The organism is Saccharothrix mutabilis subsp. mutabilis, from assembly GCF_039521145.1.
Taxonomy (GTDB): domain Bacteria; phylum Actinomycetota; class Actinomycetes; order Mycobacteriales; family Pseudonocardiaceae; genus Actinosynnema; species Actinosynnema mutabilis.
In genome coordinates, this window is the sequence record NZ_BAAABU010000031.1 from 77,351 (window position 1) to 90,967 (window position 13,617).

A 13,617-nucleotide genomic window follows, 5' to 3' on the forward strand; every position below is an offset into this window, starting at 1 on the left:
CGTCGGGTTCGGCGCGGTCTTCGCACGTCGGATCGGCTTGCCCCGGGTCGTCGCGCAGGCCGGAGGCTTCGCGGCGGGCCAGGCGGCGGACGACCGCGAAGGCCGCGTCGCCCAGCACGGTCCCCAGCACGACGATCTCCATGGCCGCGTCCCTGGTCCGCCCGCTCAGCGCGTAGTCCAGGTCCTGCTCGGCCAGCGGCCCGGCGGCGCGCGCGTAGCCGTCCAGCTGGCCCACGAACGACTCGTGCCCCAGCTCTCGCGCGGTCGCGATGACCTGGACCAGGGACTGGAAGGCGTCCGAGCGCGGCCGGTAGGTCCAGCCCTGCGCCTCGACGAACGCCCTGGCCTGCGCGTGGGCCACCTCGTCGGTCGGCGCGGCACCGGTGCCCACCACGGCCCGCTCGACCGTCCCCATCGCCTTGTGCAGCGACTTCTCCGGGTCGTCCAGCGCCCCCAGCACCTCGCGCACCGCCGCGATCGACAGCCCGCCGACCTCCGCCAACGCCCGCACCAGCCGCAGCCGGTGCAGGTGGACCTCGCCGTAGCGGGCCTGGTTGGGGCTGGTCAGCTCGCCCGCCGGGAGCAGGCCCTCCCGCAGGTAGTACTTGATCGTCGGCACGGGCACGCCGGTCCGGCGGCTCAGTTCCGCGATGCGCATGCGTCCTCGAATCCGGTCGAAGCTGAGACGACTCTCAGAATGGACAGTGTAACTATCCGATAGTAGAAAGTGCCGCTATCCATTCCTTGGAGCCACGATGACCCGCTTCCTCCGCTGGCACCCGCCGCTGATGCTGTTCTCCCTGCTCATGGCCGCGCTCGCGCTGGCAAGCGCGGTCGGCATGGTCGTCGACGACCGGATCCTGGCCGGTTCGCCGATCTGGTTCAAGCCGTTCAAGTTCGGGGTCTCCCTGGGCCTGTACGGGGTGGCGCTGGCCTGGATGCTCACGTTCGCCACCCGCTTCACCAGGCTCGGCCGGTGGGCCGGCACGGTGATCGCCGTCGGCGGGACGGTCGAGATGGTGATCATCGTCGGCCAGGTCCTGCGCGGCCGGCGCAGCCACTTCAACGTCGCCACCGACTTCGACGCGGTCCTCTGGGTCACCATGGCGGCCACCATCCTCGTCGTCTGGGTCATGCACGCGGTCGTCGCCCTCGTCCTCGCGTTCTCCCGGTTCGAGAACCGCCCCGCGGGCCTCGCGATCCGGCTCGGCCTGGGCATCGCGCTCATCGGCCTGGCGCTGGGCCAGCTCATGGCGCGCCAGGAGTCCGGTGTCGCGGGCGTCGCGGGCGCGCACAGCGTCGGCGTTCCCGACGGCGGCCCGTACATGCCGGCCACCGGCTGGAGCACGGCCGGCGGCGACCTGCGCGTCCCGCACTTCGTCGGCATCCACGCCCTCCAGGTGCTGCCGCTGCTCGTGCTGCTGCTCGGCCCCCGCGCCAACACCCGCGTCGTGTGGGTCGCCGGCGCGAGCTACCTCGGCCTCACCGCCCTGACCACCTGGCAGGCGCTGCGCGGTCAGCCGCTGTTCGGGCCGGACGCGACCACGTGGACCGCATTCCTGCTACTCGTCACCGCGACCGTCCTGGCGGCAGCCTGGGCACTGCGCACGAAGGACACCACGCCCGCCGAGCCCAAGGAGCCCGTGGCCGCATGAGCCAGTTCCTGTTCGACGTCGCCTTCCCGCTCACCGTCCCGTTCTGGGCGCTGATGGTCTTCGCCCCGAAGTGGCGGTGGACCCACCGGATCGCGTCCTCGCCGCTGATCGCCGTGCCGCTGCTGGTCGTCTACACGGTCCTGGTCGCCGGGCACCTGCCGGAGTTGTGGGCGACGATGAGCAACCCGAGCCTGGCGGGCGTGAAGGCGTTCGTCGGCACCGACTGGGGCACCTCGGCGGTGTGGGCGCAGGTGCTCGCCTGGGACCTGTTGATCGGCGCGTGGATGTACCGGGAGGGCCGAAGGCTGAACGTGCACCCGCTGCTCATGGGACCCCTGCTGGTCTTCACGATCATCCTGTCGCCGTTCGGGTTCGCCCTGTTCCTGGTCATCCGGGCGTTCTGTGACACACCCGACAGGGCGACCACTGTGGTTACCGACGAGTAACAGGGTCTAGAGTTGGTGTTACCGATCGGTAGGAGTCGCGCCCCGCCCGATCGGCGGGAAGAACGTCACCACAAGTGGAGGAGACGCCGTGGCCGCACCAGTAGCGCCGGCACGCGTTCGAAACGTGGTCTTCGTGGACGGTGTGCGGACGCCGTTCGGCAAGGCCGGCCCCAAGGGAATCTTCGCGGAGACCCGTGCCGACGACCTGGTGGTCAAGGTGATCCGCGAGCTGCTGCGCCGCCACCCCGAGCTGCCGCCGGAGCGGGTGGACGAGGTCGCCATCGCGGCCACGACCCAGATCGGCGACCAGGGCCTGACCATCGGCCGGACCGCGGCGCTGCTCGCGGGCCTGCCCAAGTCGGTGCCCGGCTACGCCATCGACCGCATGTGCGCGGGCGCGATGACGGCCGTGACGACCGCCGCGAGCGGCATCGCGTTCGGCGCCTACGACGTGGTGATCGCGGGCGGCGTGGAGCACATGGGCCGCCACCCGATGGGCGAGGGCGTCGACCCCAACCCGCGGTTCCTGGCCGACCAGCTCGTCGACCCGTCCGCGCTGGTCATGGGCAACACGGCGGAGAACCTGCACGACCGGTTCCCGCACATCACCAAGGAGCGCGCCGACGCGTACGCCGCGGCCTCCCAGGCCAAGTACGCCGACGCGCTGAAGAACGGCAAGATCGGCCCCGAGCTGGTGCCGGTCGCCACGCGCTCCGCCGAGCACGGCTGGGGCCTCGCGACCGCCGACGAGCCGCCGCGACCGGGCACCACGGTCGAGGACCTGGCCAAGCTCAAGACGCCGTTCCGCCCGCACGGCCGGGTCACCGCGGGCAACGCGGCCGGCCTGAACGACGGCGCGACCGGCTGCATCCTGGCCGACGAGGAGACCGCCAACGAGCTGGGCCTGCCGGTCGGCATGCGCCTGGTCGGCTACTCCTTCATGGGTGTCGAGCCCGAGGTCATGGGCGTCGGCCCGGTGCCGGCGACGGAGAAGGCCCTCAAGCGCGCGGGCCTGACCATCGAAGACATCGGCCTGTTCGAGATCAACGAGGCGTTCGCCGTACAGGTGCTCGCCTTCCTCGACCACTTCGGCATCGCCGACGACGACCCGCGGGTCAACCAGTGGGGCGGCGCGATCGCCACCGGCCACCCGCTGGCGTCCTCGGGCGTGCGCCTGATGACCCAGCTGTCCCGGCAGTTCGCGGAGCGGCCGGACGTGCGCTACGGCATCACCACCATGTGCATCGGCATCGGCATGGGCGGGACCGTGATCTGGGAGAACCCGCACTGGAACGGAGCAGCCAAGTGACCACGTTGACCGCCGACGAGGCCAAGGCCCTCTTCCCCGACGAGGTCGTCACCCACGCCAGGACCCGCCTGGTCTCCGTACCCGGCCTGGCCGGCCCGGTCGCGCTGATCACGCTGGACAACGGCCACGACCACACCCGGCCGTCCACGTTCGGCCCGCAGTCGCTGGTGAGCCTGAGCGCGGCGTTCGACGAGGCCGCGGCGGCGTCGCCGGTGGCCATCGCGGTGACCGGCAAGCCGTTCATCTTCGCCGTGGGCGCGGACCTGACCGCCGTGGAGGGCGCGTCGGCCCGCGAGCAGGCGCTGACCATCGGCAAGCTCGGCCACGACGTGTTCCGCAAGTTCACCGAGTCGACCGTCCCGACCTTCGCCTTCGTCAACGGCGCGGTCATGGGCGGCGGCCTGGAGCTGGCGCTGTCGTGCCACTACCGGACGCTGGCGGCCAACGCGGCGGCCATCGCGCTGCCCGAGGTGTTCCTGGGCCTGTTCCCGGGCTGGGGCGGCACGCAGCTGCTGCCCAACCTGATCGGCGCGAACGACGCGGTCACCGTGATCTTCGAGAACGCGCTGAACCAGAACAAGATGCTCAACCCCAAGCAGGCGCTGGACCTGGGCATCGCGGACGTGCTGTTCGAGTCGGCCGACTACATCGAGCAGTCGCTGCTGTGGCTGGCGAAGGTCGTCACCGGCGAGATCGTGCCCGCCCGCAAGGAGATTGACCGCGGCGAGGCGTGGGACGCGGCCGTGGCCCGTGCCAAGGCCATCGTCGAGGGCAAGACCAAGGGCGCGGCCCCCGGTGCCCTGAAGGCGCTGGAGCTGCTGGAGCTGGCCCGCGAGAACGACCTCGACCGCGGCTACGCGGCCGAGACCGAGGCGCTGGCCGACGTCGTGATGAGCGACGAGCTGCGCGCCGGCCTGTACTCGTTCAACCTGGTGCAGAAGCGGGCCAAGAAGCCCGCCGGCGCGCCGGACAAGTCGCTGGCCCGCAAGGTCACCAAGGTCGGCATCGTGGGCGCGGGCCTGATGGCCTCGCAGATGGCGCTGCTGTTCGCCCGTCGGCTGGAGGTGCCGGTCGTGCTGACCGACATCGACCAGGCGCGCGTGGACAAGGGCGTCGGCTACGTCCACGGCGAGATCGACAAGCTGCTCGGCAAGGGCCGCGTGTCGCAGGACAAGGCCAACCGCCTCAAGGCGCTGGTGTCCGGCTCGCTGGACAAGGCCGCGTTCGCCGACGCGGACTTCGTGATCGAGGCCGTGTTCGAGGACCTGGGCGTCAAGCAGAAGGTGTTCGCCGAGGTCGAGGAGCACGTGTCGCCGGAGGCGGTGCTGGCCACCAACACCTCCTCGCTGTCCATCACGGACATGGCGGCCGGCCTCAAGCACCCCGAGCGGGTCGTGGGCTTCCACTTCTTCAACCCGGTCGCGGTCATGCCGCTGCTGGAGATCGTCCGCGCGGCGCGGACCGACGACGCGACGCTGGCCACCGCCTTCGCGGTGGGCAAGCAGCTGAAGAAGTCGTCCGTGCTGGTCAAGGACGCGCCGGCGTTCGTGGTGAACCGGCTGCTGACCCGGTTCATGGGCGAGGTCGTCAAGTCCATCGACGAGGGCACGCCGTTCGAGGTGGCGGACAAGGCGACCGAGTCGCTCGGCCTGCCGATGACCCCGCTGGTGCTGCTGCAACTCGTCGGCGCGCCGGTGGCGCTGCACGTGGCCGAGACCATGAACCGCGCGTTCCCGGACCGCTTCGGCGTGTCGGAGAACATGAAGGCGTTCGTGGCCGCCGGCAAGAACGCGGTGTGGCAGTGGGACTCGACGGGCAAGCAGACCGTCGACCCCGAGGTGCAGGCGCTGTGGCAGTTCGGCGACAAGCCGCTGACCGGTGAAGAGGTCAAGGCGCGCGCGCTGGAGGCGCTGGCCGAGGAGATCCGCCTCATGCTGGACGAGGGCGTGGTCGCCGAGGCGCAGGACATCGACCTGTGCATGATCCTGGGCGCGGGCTGGCCGTTCTGGCTGGGCGGCATCACCCCGTACCTGGACCGCTCCGGCATCTCGGAGAAGGTCACCGGCAAGCGGTTCCTCGCCCCCGGCGTGGCCTCCGTCCCGGCCTGACCCCGGTTCACCCTCCGCGCCCGGTCGTCCCCCATCGTGGGACGGCCGGGCGCGGTGCGTCATCGGCAGTTCCCTCTTGCGGGTGCGGTGGGTGCGCACCCGAGTGAGGATCCCTCACAGAGGTTTCGGCGTGGCCGACCTTGGTGCTCATGACTGCGCACCGACGAAGAACCCGAGCCCGCCGCCCCCACCCCGACCCGCTGCGCGTCGAGGAACTCGTGGCGTTCCTGAGCAGCGACCGCCGCTGGCGCGACGAGGTCGCCCGCCGCCTGGTGTCCCGCCTGGACCAGCGCCTGGTCCGCTCCGCACGGGCCTGCGGCTGCCGCCCGATCGCGCACGTGGCCGAGGAGCTGGACAGCCAGGCCTGCGTGGACCTGGGCCCCAGCGCGCCGTACCAGCTCGCGAAGGCCGTCTACGGCCAGGTCCACCTGCGCGGCGCGGCCCGCCTGCGCCAGACCGCCCGCAGCCTGCGCGTGCTGGGCGTGTACCTGTGCGGCAACGACCTGTCCCAGTGCCCGTGCACGGTGGCCCTGGCGCACGACCCCCAGCAGGACCAGGTGGACCGCGTGGTCACCGGAGCGCTGGACGGCGCGGGGTTCTAACGGGTGACCACCGGGTGGACGCCGATCACCTCGACCACCCGGTCCAGGCCGGCGAAGTCCTTGACGTTGCTCGTCAACACCGGCAGGCCGTGGGCCGCGGCGGTGGCGGCGATCTGGAGGTCCATGCGGCGCGGGCGCGGGCTGCGGCCGGAGCGGCGGACCAGGGCGGCCAGGGTGCCGTAGACCTTCGCCGCCGCCAGGTCGAAGGGCAGCACGTCGAACCGGTCCAGCGCCGCGTAGTAGCGCTCGGTGCGGGCGAAGCGCTCGACCGGGTCGTCCACGTCCAGGCCGTACGCCAGCTCCGCCGCCGTCACCGAGCTGATCACCGGTTCCGCCCGCGCGAGGTCGCCGAAGTCGACGTCCTCCAGCCGGATCACCACGCAGGTGTCCAGCAGGACTCGGCTCACCTGCGCCACGGGTCGTCCAGCGGGTCGTCGGCGCCGAAGACGTCGTCGTCGGCCCGGCGGTCCGCGGTCCACCGGTCGAGGTCCACCGGCGGCAGCTTGCGGAACTCCGCCTGCGTCTCCGCCAGCGTGCGCCGCGGCCGGTCGCCCTGCTCGACGTGCGGCACCAGGTCCGCGACCGGACGCCCGTTGCGGGTCACGACGAAGCTCTCCCCCGCCTCGACCCGCCGCATGATCTCGGCGTTGTCGTTGCGCAGCTCGCGCTGCCCGATCGTTGCGACACCCATGGCACAATCATAGTGAAGGTGCTACAGGCGTGCTACACGTTTCGATCGTCACCTCTCCGGGCACAACCGACTACTATGGGTGAGATCCGAGTCGGCACGTCCGGGTGGCGCTACCCCCAGTGGCGCGGCGACTTCTACCCCCGGGGCCTCCAGCAGCGCCTGGAACTGGACTTCCTGTCGCGCATCCTGGACACGGTCGAGCTGAACGGCCCGTTCTACGGGCTGCGCAACCCGAACGACTACACGTCCTGGCGCGTCCGCACCCCGGAGGACTTCGTCTTCGCCGTCAAGGCGCACCGCGAGATCACCCACAACCGCCGATTACGCGACGTCGAGGAGGCGGTGGCGGAGTTCCTCGACTCCGGCGTCCGGGACCTGGAGCACAAGCTGGGCCCGATCCTGTGGCAGCTCCCGCCGACCCTGCCGTACCGGGCGGACCGCCTGAAGGCGTTCCTGGACCTCCTGCCCACCGACCTCCGCCACGCCCTGGAGGTCCGCCACCGCAGCTACCTGGTCCCCGAGGTGAGCACCCTGTTGCGGGACAGGGGCGTCGCGCTCGTGGTGGCCGAGTCGGCGGGCCGCTTCCCGGAACCGGAGGAGGTCACCGCCGACTTCGTCTACGTCCGCCTGCACGGCGACAAGGAGCTGTACGTGAGCCAGTACTCCGACGAGGCCCTGGACCGGTGGGCGAAGAGGATCCGTTGGTGGGCGAGGACCCGGGACGTCTACGTGTACTTCGACAACACCATGAACGGCGCGGCTCCCCACGACGCCCGTGCCCTCGCGGCACGCCTGTCCTAAAGCCCGGGCACCCGGTCCAGCTCGATGCCGAAGTACTTGCGGTGCGCCTCGACGATCCCGGCGTCGTCCAGCACCTCCTCGTGCCGCTCGCCGCCGGAGGTGGTGATCAGCTTGTCCCCCGCCACGGTCACCCGCCCGTCGTCGGTGGGCAGCGAGCACGTCGCGCCCTTGCGGAACGGCGAGCCCGGCCACGTCTGCTGGTACCAGCACGTCGCCCGGAACTCCTCCAGCGCCCGCGCGCGCAGCTCCAGCCGGTACTGCACGACCCCGTCGAACAGCACGTCCACGTCCCCCTCGGGCGTGTCGACCAGCCGGAACACGCCCATCGGGTCGTGCTGGTCCGCGCGGCTGGTCAGGTCCAACGGCCGCAGCGTGAACCGGCCGAAGCCCACGTCCACCAGGAGGTCGCCGACCCGCAGGGCCATGTGGTCGAACGGCGGGCCGAACGCGCCGTCGTTGAACACCTTCGCGGACAGCATCTCCACCTCGTACCCGAGCGCGGTGAGCAGCGCCGCGAAGCCCCCGTTCAACTCGTAGCAGAACCCGCCGCGCCGCCGGCGCACGAGCTTGTCCACCAGCCAGTCCTCGGTCAGCTCGATCGTCTCGCCGAGGTGGATGCTCAGGTTCTCGAAGGGCACCGACCGGTAGTGCAGTTCGTGCAGCTCGGCGAGGGTGCTGGTGCGGGTCGCGCCGATCCGGTCGAGGTAGGCGTCGAGTGTCTGGTCGTCCATGACGCACAACTTGCACCCTCGACCTGGGTGGAGGTCAATATGAACGTGATCCGCGTCGGCACGTCCGGGTGGCTGTACCCGCCGTGGCGGGGCGTGTTCTACCCCAAGGGGCTGCCCCACCGGCGCGAGCTGGAGCACCTGTCGCACCAGGTCAACTCGGTCGAGCTGAACGGGACGTTCTACTCGCTGCAACGCGAGTCCAGCTTCCGCGCGTGGGCCGCGCAGACCCCCGACGACTTCCTGTTCGCGGTCAAGGGCGGCCGGTTCATCACGCACATGAAGCGGCTCCGCGAGCCGGAGCAGGCCCTGTCGAAGTTCTTCGAGTCCGGCGTGTTCCTCCTGGGCGACAAGCTCGGCCCGTTCCTGTGGCAGCTCCCGCCGACCCTCCGCTTCGACCCGCCCCTGCTGGCCGACTTCTTCGACCACCTCCCCCGCGAGCACGACGGCCGGCCGCTGCGGCACGCCCTGGAGGTCCGGCACGAGTCCTTCCGCGACCCGGCCCTCCCCGAACTGCTGCGCGAGCACGACATCGCGCTCGTCATCGCGGACACCGCCAAGAAGTTCCCGTACCTGGAGGACGTGACCGCGGACTTCGTCTACATCCGCCTGCACGGCGAGGAGGAGTTGTACGTCAGCGGCTACACCGACGAGTCCCTGGACCGGTGGGCGGCGAAGATCCGCACGTGGGCCACCACCCGCGACGTCTACGTCTACTTCGACAACGACGCCAAGGTCATGGCCCCGCGCGACGCCCTCAACCTGGCCAAGCGCCTCGACGTCGAGTGGCCACCCCCGGAACCCACCCACACAATCAGGTGAACCAGCGCCCTCGGCACCACGCGATCCCCCGGAACGCCGGACGCTGACCCGGTGGAGGTGCCCGCCATGACGACCCGCAGCCTGCTGACCACGTTGGTGCTCACCGCCGCCGCCCTGGCGTCCAGCGGCACGGCGTCGGCCAGGCAACCGGAGACGCGGGTCGGGCAACCGGAGTCGTCCACCTGCGACCGGGGCGAGTTCTGCGCGTGGCCCGGCACGGGCTACACCGGCCGCCCGGCCCGCCTGGACCTGGAGACCGCCAACCCGGGCGAGTGCATCCCCCTGCCCGACGGCCTGGTGGCCCGTTCGTTCGTCAACAACCTGACCCGCGACACCACCGTCTTCCAGGGCGCGACGTGCTCGACGGAGGCGGAGTTCACCACCTACCCGGGCAAGGGCACCTACGTCCCGGACGCCCCGTTCGTGGTCCGCGCGATCGAGGTCTGGGGCCCTTGAGCATTCTTCCCCGAGCGAACCCGCGAATTCGCGCAAAATCATTGTGCACCGGTTCGCGGTTCGGGCATACTCGACCCCGAACCGGCTCGGACCGAGAGGGGAAGTGATGACGGACAAGCGCAGCCCGGAGCTCCACCCCGGCTGGCGGCCCTGTGTCGCTTTCCCGGTCAACCGAGGTCTCTCGGCCATGTACTCCCTGGTGGGCACGGCTCCCCTGACGTAGGCGCACGGCGCGCCGCCGCCGGGGAGCCGCCCATCGGGAAACCGATCCGGGCGGCTCTTCTCATTTCACCCGTTTTCGTCACCAGAGATTTCCACAATTCGGCACGTCCCCAAGGTGCAATTGGCTGCACACCCGACTGCTACTCGGGAGGGCCGGGTTCGAGTCCCGGTGGGGTGCTCCTTCGTGCCGACTGCGGTTCTCACACCTGCGCCCACACGCCCGACGCCGCGGTGGCCTTCACGTAGTCCTCGAAGCGCCGGGGTTCGCGACCCAGCGCGTCCTGCACGCCCGTCGACAGGTGGGCGTCGTGGCCGTCGCGGATCGCGGCCAGGGACGCCGTCAGGACCGTCGCGTACTCCGGGGAGAAACCGGCCTCCACCAACGCCCCCGTGAACGGCTCCTCCGGCACGTCCACCGCCTTCACCTCGCGCCCCGACGCCTCCGCCACCAGCGCCACCGCGTCCGGGAACGAGATCGCCTCCGGGCCGGACAGCTCGTAGACGCGGCCGGCGTGCGCGTCGGAGGTCAACGCCGCCACGGCCACGTCCGCGATGTCCCGCGCGTCGATGAACGGGTTGCCGCCCGCGCCCATCGGCAGGGTCACCTCGCCCGCCCGGACCATCGGCAACAGGAAGTCCTCGCTGAAGTTCTGCTGGAACCACGCCGGGCGCAGGATCGTCCAGTCCACAGCGGACTCGCGGACGGCGGCCTCGCGGCGGTCCGCCGGGTCGATGCCGCGGGCCGACAGGAGCACGATCCGCCGCACCCCGGCCGCGACGGCGACCGGCACGAACGCCTCCACCTCCGCCGAGTCCAGGTTGTTCGCGGGCGGCACCAGGTACACGGCCGAGACGCCCGCCAGGGCCGGCGCCCACGTCGAGGGGTCCGACCAGTCGAACCGCAGCGCGGACGAGCGGGAGGCGGGACGGGCGGCGGAGCCCAGGGCGGCGGCGACGCGGCGGCCGGTCTTGCCGGTGGCTCCGAGGACCAAGGTCGTTGTCATGGCACAAAGCCTGCCGGGATCGTGCTGGACGGGACATGGCCGAGAAGCGCGATGACATGTTCAATCGTCTACGTGGACGCTCTCACCGATCTGCTCCGCGGGGTCCGCGCGCAAGGCGCCCAGCTGTGCCGCTCCTTCGCCACCCCGCCGTGGGCCCTGCGCTACGTCACCGACACGCCGCTGATGCTGGTCATGATCGCCGGGAGCGGCGGCTGGCTCGTCCCCGACGGCCGGGAACCGATGTGGCTGCGCGAAGGCGACGTCGGGCTGGTGCGCGGCCCCAGCGGCTTCGTCCTCGCCGACGACCCCGCCACCCCGCCGCAGGTGGACACCTCCGCGGCCGGCTGCGACCAGTGGCAGCTGGGCACCCGCACCTACGGCCTGGCCGACGACGGCGAGGCCGTGGTGATCACCGGCTGCTACGAGGTCGTCGGCAGCGTCCCCGACCGCCTGCTCTCCGTGCTGCCGCGGGCGTTCGTGGTGCCCAACCCGGACGGGCCGTGCCCCGTGCTGGACCTGCTCAAGGCCGAGGTCGGCCGCGACCGGCCCGGCCAGGACACCCTCCTCGACCGCGCGCTGGACCTCATGCTGGTGGCGGCCCTGCGCGAGTGGTTCGAACGGCCCGAGGCCAACCCGCCCGCCTGGTACGCCGCGCTCGGCGACCCGGTCGTCGGCCCCGCGCTGCGGGCGATCCACGACGACCCCGCCCGCGCGTGGACGGTCAGCGAACTGGCCGCCAAGGCCAATGTCTCCCGCGCCCTGCTGGCGAAGCGGTTCACCGCGGCGGTCGGCGTGCCGCCGCTGACGTACCTGACCCAGTGGCGCATGGCGGTCGCCGCGGACCTGCTCGCCGAGCCCGACGCCACCGTCGGCTCGGTGGCCCGCGCGGTCGGCTACACCGACGGCTTCGCCTTCAGCACGGCGTTCAAACGGGTACGCGGTGTCCGCCCCAGCGACCACCGTGTGGTAGCTCTGCGGGCATGAGCAACCTGGACGACCTGCGCGACGCCCTGCGCCGCTTCGCCGCCGCGCGCGACTGGGACACCTACCACACGCCCAAGAACCTCGTGATGGCGTTGTCGGCCGAGGTCGGCGAGCTGACCGACCTGTTCCAGTGGCTCACGCCCGAACAGGCCGCGAAGGCCATGGAGGACCCGGAACTCGCGTGGAACGTCCGCGACGAGCTGGCCGACGTGGTGCACTACCTCGTGCGGCTGGCGGACAAGCTCGACGTGGACCTGGTGGAGGCCGCCTTCGCCAAGATCGAGCGCAACGAACGGCGCTTCCCGACCGGAGACCTCCGGCCAGTCGAATGAGGGGGCCATGGACGCGCAGTCCCTGGACACGCTGCACCTGATCCGCGTGCACGACCCGCGCCTGGACCGCCGCCTGGTGATCGCGCAGGCGATCGCCCTGGACGCCCTCCAGTCGCGTTAGACGTAGGTGAGCAGGAGGAGGACGAGCGCGATCAGCAGGATCACGCCGAGGACCGCGGACACCCACGTCGGCGACGTCTCCGCCGGGGGTCTCTCGCGCGCGTGCCTGCCCCGTCTCCCGCGTCGTCGCCACCGCACCGAAGCCTCCCCCACCCACTGCCCCTCCGCGTACTTGCCGGTCATGGGCAACAACGGTAGGGACGCGAAAGGGGAGCGGACCTCAGGTCACCCGGTCGCGCCGACCGGATCGCCCGGACAGCGGTCGAGCCGGCCGGGACCGTGACCGGCCACAGTGGAGGACGACGACGTGAACGTGACCGTGGTGGGAGCCGGCATCGCCGGGGTGGCATGCGCGCGGGCACTCGTCTCAGCCGGCGTGACCGTCCGTGTCCTGGAACGGGCGTCGGTGGGCGGGCGGATGTGCAGCGACCCGTGCCGCGGGCGGCCGGTGGACACGGGCGCCGGGTACTTCACCGTGTCGGACGACCGGTTCGCGGCCGTGGTGGCGCGGTGGCGGGCGGCGGGGTTGGCCCGCGAGTGGACCGACACGTTCGCCGTGCACTCCCCTGACGGGTGGGGCACCACGACCGGGCCGATGCGGTGGGCGGCTCCGGGTGGGCTGGCGTCGCTCGTGGTGGACCTGGCGGACGGGTTGGACGTCCGTCGTGGGCACGAGGTGTCGCGCGTCGAGCCGGGTCCTGTCGTGGATGGTGAGCCCGCGGACTTCGTCGTGCTGGCCATGCCGGCCCCGCAGGCCTCCCGGCTCCTCTCCGCCGACCTGATGGAGGTGTCGGGGGTGGCGCGGAGCCAGGAGTGGTTGCCGTCGGCGGTGGCGGTGTACGAGTTCGCCGAACGCCACTGGGACTTCCCGGCCGCGTTCGTCAACGACCACCCGGTGCTGACGACCCTGTTCGACGACGGCAGCCGCCGGGGCGACGGCGCACCCGTCCTGGTGGCCCACTCGACGGCCGCTCTGGCGGACCGCTTCACGGTCGATGCCCGCGCCGCGAGCGAGGAAATGGCCGCGGCGGTGCGCGAGCTGCTCGACCTGCCGGAGCCGACGTTCTCGGACACCTGGCGCTGGGACTTCGCCCGGCCCACCGCTCCCGGCGACCGCCCCTTCCACCTGGGCCCCGACCGCATCGGCCTTGCCGGCGACGCGTGGGGCACGCCGAAGGTCGAAACCGCCTGGCTGTCCGGCACCGCGCTGGCCGAAGCGATCATCGGGTCCTGAACGCACAAAAGCCCTCAGGGGCACCCGAGTCGTCGGGTGCCCCTGAGGGAAAGAATGTTCGGCGGCGTCCTACTCTCCCACACCCTCACGAGTGCAGTACCAT

17 protein-coding genes and 1 tRNA gene are annotated in these 13,617 nt (G+C 71.5%); 12 read left to right on the plus strand and 6 right to left on the minus strand.

From position 1 onward, the window contains the following. On the minus strand, positions 1-658 hold a 658-nt coding region (locus ABD126_RS36215), incomplete at its 3' end, for a MerR family transcriptional regulator (protein ID WP_343939703.1). Positions 659-755: 97 nt separating this feature from the next. On the opposite strand from ABD126_RS36215, the gene ABD126_RS36220 reads away from it, so the two are divergent. From ABD126_RS36220 to ABD126_RS36240, 5 genes are all read left to right on the plus strand, one after another. Continuing rightward, positions 756-1,655 carry a hypothetical protein gene (locus ABD126_RS36220; protein WP_343939705.1) on the plus strand — a complete coding sequence of 300 codons (900 nt, stop codon included), beginning with the start codon at positions 756-758 and terminating at the stop codon, positions 1,653-1,655. Then, on the plus strand, positions 1,652-2,101 hold the full coding sequence (locus ABD126_RS36225; protein ID WP_343939707.1) for an ABA4-like family protein: 450 nt from the start codon (positions 1,652-1,654) through the stop codon (positions 2,099-2,101). The genes ABD126_RS36220 and ABD126_RS36225 overlap by 4 nt, the downstream gene beginning before the upstream one ends. A gap of 88 nt (positions 2,102-2,189) precedes the next feature. Further along, on the plus strand, positions 2,190-3,410 hold the full coding sequence (locus tag ABD126_RS36230; protein WP_343939709.1) for a thiolase family protein: 1,221 nt from the start codon (positions 2,190-2,192) through the stop codon (positions 3,408-3,410). Then, entirely contained in the window at positions 3,407-5,518 is a 2,112-nt protein-coding gene (locus ABD126_RS36235; RefSeq protein WP_343939711.1) for a 3-hydroxyacyl-CoA dehydrogenase NAD-binding domain-containing protein, read from the plus strand. Before ABD126_RS36230 ends, ABD126_RS36235 begins: the two co-directional genes overlap by 4 nt. Positions 5,519-5,667: 149 nt before the next feature. Then, positions 5,668-6,120: a hypothetical protein gene (locus ABD126_RS36240; protein ID WP_343939714.1), complete on the plus strand. Its 453-nt coding sequence runs from the start codon at positions 5,668-5,670 to the stop codon at positions 6,118-6,120. Here ABD126_RS36240 and ABD126_RS36245 read toward each other — a convergent pair. Further along, positions 6,117-6,536: a PIN domain-containing protein gene (locus ABD126_RS36245; RefSeq protein WP_343939716.1), complete on the minus strand. Its 420-nt coding sequence runs from the start codon at positions 6,534-6,536 to the stop codon at positions 6,117-6,119. The two genes, ABD126_RS36240 and ABD126_RS36245, sit on opposite strands and share 4 nt — an antisense overlap. Beyond that, positions 6,524-6,811, minus strand: a complete 288-nt coding sequence (locus tag ABD126_RS36250) for a type II toxin-antitoxin system Phd/YefM family antitoxin (protein WP_343939719.1) — start codon at positions 6,809-6,811, stop codon at positions 6,524-6,526. The genes ABD126_RS36245 and ABD126_RS36250 overlap by 13 nt, the downstream gene beginning before the upstream one ends. A gap of 75 nt (positions 6,812-6,886) precedes the next feature. On the opposite strand from ABD126_RS36250, the gene ABD126_RS36255 reads away from it, so the two are divergent. Beyond that, positions 6,887-7,612, plus strand: coding sequence for a DUF72 domain-containing protein (locus ABD126_RS36255; RefSeq protein WP_343939721.1), 726 nt, complete (start codon positions 6,887-6,889; stop codon positions 7,610-7,612). On the opposite strand, the gene ABD126_RS36260 is transcribed toward ABD126_RS36255, so the two are convergent. Beyond that, entirely contained in the window at positions 7,609-8,343 is a 735-nt protein-coding gene (locus ABD126_RS36260; protein WP_343939723.1) for an arylamine N-acetyltransferase family protein, read from the minus strand. The two genes, ABD126_RS36255 and ABD126_RS36260, sit on opposite strands and share 4 nt — an antisense overlap. A 39-nt stretch (positions 8,344-8,382) precedes the next feature. On the opposite strand from ABD126_RS36260, the gene ABD126_RS36265 reads away from it, so the two are divergent. The 3 genes from ABD126_RS36265 to ABD126_RS36275 all read left to right on the plus strand — a co-directional run bounded on the left by ABD126_RS36265 (position 8,383) and on the right by ABD126_RS36275 (position 10,019). Then, complete coding sequence (locus tag ABD126_RS36265) at positions 8,383-9,162, plus strand: DUF72 domain-containing protein (protein ID WP_343939725.1); 780 nt, start codon at positions 8,383-8,385, stop codon at positions 9,160-9,162. A gap of 66 nt (positions 9,163-9,228) precedes the next feature. Further along, the gene (locus ABD126_RS36270; protein ID WP_343939727.1) at positions 9,229-9,618 is read left to right on the plus strand and encodes a peptidase inhibitor family I36 protein; all 390 of its coding nucleotides are present in this window, start codon (positions 9,229-9,231) and stop codon (positions 9,616-9,618) included. Positions 9,619-9,942: 324 nt separating this feature from the next. After that, positions 9,943-10,019 (plus strand) — tRNA-Ser (locus ABD126_RS36275). Positions 10,020-10,040: 21 nt separating this feature from the next. Here ABD126_RS36275 and ABD126_RS36280 read toward each other — a convergent pair. Beyond that, the gene (locus ABD126_RS36280) at positions 10,041-10,844 is read right to left on the minus strand and encodes an NAD(P)H-binding protein (RefSeq protein WP_343939729.1); all 804 of its coding nucleotides are present in this window, start codon (positions 10,842-10,844) and stop codon (positions 10,041-10,043) included. 72 nt (positions 10,845-10,916) lie between these two features. Here ABD126_RS36280 and ABD126_RS36285 point away from each other — a divergent pair, with 72 nt between their 5' ends. Next, the gene (locus ABD126_RS36285; RefSeq protein ID WP_343939731.1) at positions 10,917-11,828 is read left to right on the plus strand and encodes an AraC family transcriptional regulator; all 912 of its coding nucleotides are present in this window, start codon (positions 10,917-10,919) and stop codon (positions 11,826-11,828) included. Continuing rightward, positions 11,825-12,160: a nucleotide pyrophosphohydrolase gene (locus tag ABD126_RS36290; RefSeq protein ID WP_337728859.1), complete on the plus strand. Its 336-nt coding sequence runs from the start codon at positions 11,825-11,827 to the stop codon at positions 12,158-12,160. Before ABD126_RS36285 ends, ABD126_RS36290 begins: the two co-directional genes overlap by 4 nt. Before the next feature lie 117 nt (positions 12,161-12,277). Here the strand turns inward: ABD126_RS36290 and ABD126_RS36295 are convergent, their stop codons facing one another. Beyond that, positions 12,278-12,463, minus strand: a complete 186-nt coding sequence (locus ABD126_RS36295; protein ID WP_343939734.1) for a hypothetical protein — start codon at positions 12,461-12,463, stop codon at positions 12,278-12,280. A 124-nt stretch (positions 12,464-12,587) separates the two neighbouring features. Between ABD126_RS36295 and ABD126_RS36300 the strand changes: the two genes are divergently transcribed. Next, positions 12,588-13,514: an NAD(P)/FAD-dependent oxidoreductase gene (locus tag ABD126_RS36300; RefSeq protein ID WP_343939736.1), complete on the plus strand. Its 927-nt coding sequence runs from the start codon at positions 12,588-12,590 to the stop codon at positions 13,512-13,514. Positions 13,515-13,617: the final 103 nt, after the last annotated feature.

Bases quoted from the DNA above. Each gene is read 5' to 3' on its own strand.
- ABD126_RS36220 (WP_343939705.1), top strand. From the start codon at position 756: ATGACCCGCTTCCTCCGCTGGCACCCGCCGCTGATGCTGTTCTCCCTG.
- ABD126_RS36240 (WP_343939714.1), top strand. From the start codon at position 5,668: ATGACTGCGCACCGACGAAGAACCCGAGCCCGCCGCCCCCACCCCGAC.
- ABD126_RS36270 (WP_343939727.1), top strand. From the start codon at position 9,229: ATGACGACCCGCAGCCTGCTGACCACGTTGGTGCTCACCGCCGCCGCC.
- ABD126_RS36255 (WP_343939721.1), top strand. From the start codon at position 6,887: ATGGGTGAGATCCGAGTCGGCACGTCCGGGTGGCGCTACCCCCAGTGG.
- ABD126_RS36260 (WP_343939723.1), bottom strand. From the start codon at position 8,343: ATGGACGACCAGACACTCGACGCCTACCTCGACCGGATCGGCGCGACC.
- ABD126_RS36225 (WP_343939707.1), top strand. From the start codon at position 1,652: ATGAGCCAGTTCCTGTTCGACGTCGCCTTCCCGCTCACCGTCCCGTTC.
- ABD126_RS36265 (WP_343939725.1), top strand. From the start codon at position 8,383: ATGAACGTGATCCGCGTCGGCACGTCCGGGTGGCTGTACCCGCCGTGG.
- ABD126_RS36280 (WP_343939729.1), bottom strand. From the start codon at position 10,844: ATGACAACGACCTTGGTCCTCGGAGCCACCGGCAAGACCGGCCGCCGC.
- ABD126_RS36290 (WP_337728859.1), top strand. From the start codon at position 11,825: ATGAGCAACCTGGACGACCTGCGCGACGCCCTGCGCCGCTTCGCCGCC.
- ABD126_RS36295 (WP_343939734.1), bottom strand. From the start codon at position 12,463: ATGACCGGCAAGTACGCGGAGGGGCAGTGGGTGGGGGAGGCTTCGGTG.
- ABD126_RS36250 (WP_343939719.1), bottom strand. From the start codon at position 6,811: ATGGGTGTCGCAACGATCGGGCAGCGCGAGCTGCGCAACGACAACGCC.